This window comes from Vibrio sp. 704 (assembly GCF_033339295.1).
The window spans coordinates 1-1,197 of sequence record NZ_JAWOUH010000090.1 but is presented as its reverse complement, the minus strand read 5'-3'; the positions used below and the strand labels follow the sequence as shown (position 1 = coordinate 1,197).

Below are 1,197 nucleotides of genomic sequence, written 5' to 3'. Positions count from 1 at the left end.
CGAAACCGAGTTTTTTCATTAAGTTAAGTTGATGCTCGGTTTCAATTCCCTCGATAACGGTTTTTGAACTCAGTTCTTTCGCGAGCGCTAACGCTTCTATTAACGCAGAAAAATCCCCGTCTTCGTATTTCAATAGCAATGAACGATCCATCTTGATGATGTCTGGTCGAACGCATTTCACTCGCTCGATGGTTGAGGCATTAATGCCGTAGTCGTCAATAGCAAGTTTAAAGCCTCCGTCACTCAGTTCTTTCGTCGCTTTGTACAGAAAGGACTCATCGCCTGCGCTTAATTCAACTAACTCCATCACGATTTGTTCTCGACGCAAATCCGCCTCACAAATCACTTGCTTCAGTAAATGGCTGTATGAAAGGTCCTTCGCCAGCATTTCTGCAGCTCTGGGAAGCACATTAAGAAAGAGCTTTTTGTTGCGGTAACGAGATTGCCCAAAGTTTTTGATGTGAATAAGGCGACTAAGTCGCTCGACATTAAGTTGAACATGTTCAGAGATGGAAGGAGATTGGAAAAAGAGATCCGGACGTATCATAGAACCATCCGCAGTGCTGATTCGGACTAAGGCTTCCAAGCCGATGATGGAAAGATCCTTTTTATAAATGGGTTGGAAGACACTGCGAAGTGTCAACTCCTCATATTGCGCGATGTACTGCCCATCTACTTGTTTAGAAATGCAGCCAAGAAGCTGCGAGATGCTCATCATTATTACGACAACCTAGATCAATGGTTTTTGATTGATGTTACATGGACACCAACTTTGATTTCAGTAGTCAGAATCTAATTGGGCTAGGCCATATGAGGCAAGAGGGTTAATACGAGATGATTAGATTTATCGAGCCGTATCAAACAAATGTATGAATAGACTGATAATCTACCTGTTGCAATTTGATACTACCACTGTAATACGGCGTACAACTGCAAGTACTTTCGAACCAGTTGTTGTTTGTTAGAACGACGCAAAGGGTGGCCAAATTTGATGTAACAAGGGCTGATACCAAAGCGAGTATCAAGGGATTGAGTGAGCTGAGATTCACTGGTGTAAAGAGTGATGCCTTGCTCAGTATATTCGTTGATTTGATCCGGCAATTCGCCCATCCACCAATGGAGCAGTTCTCGGCTGGTTTTACTGCGACTGATCCAATGATCGCAAACAAGGAAGAGTAGGTCGTTAGGTTGCAGCGC

1 protein-coding gene and 1 pseudogene are annotated in these 1,197 nt (G+C 43.4%); both read right to left on the bottom strand.

Annotation, left to right across the window (positions count from 1 at the left end):
- The coding region (locus tag R7R24_RS24655) for an EAL domain-containing protein (protein WP_318119720.1) at nt 1-718 on the bottom strand (718 nt) is incomplete at its 3' end.
- Nucleotides 719-906: 188 nt separating this feature from the next.
- Nucleotides 907-1,197: pseudogene (locus R7R24_RS24650) on the bottom strand (hypothetical protein); the annotation flags it as partial.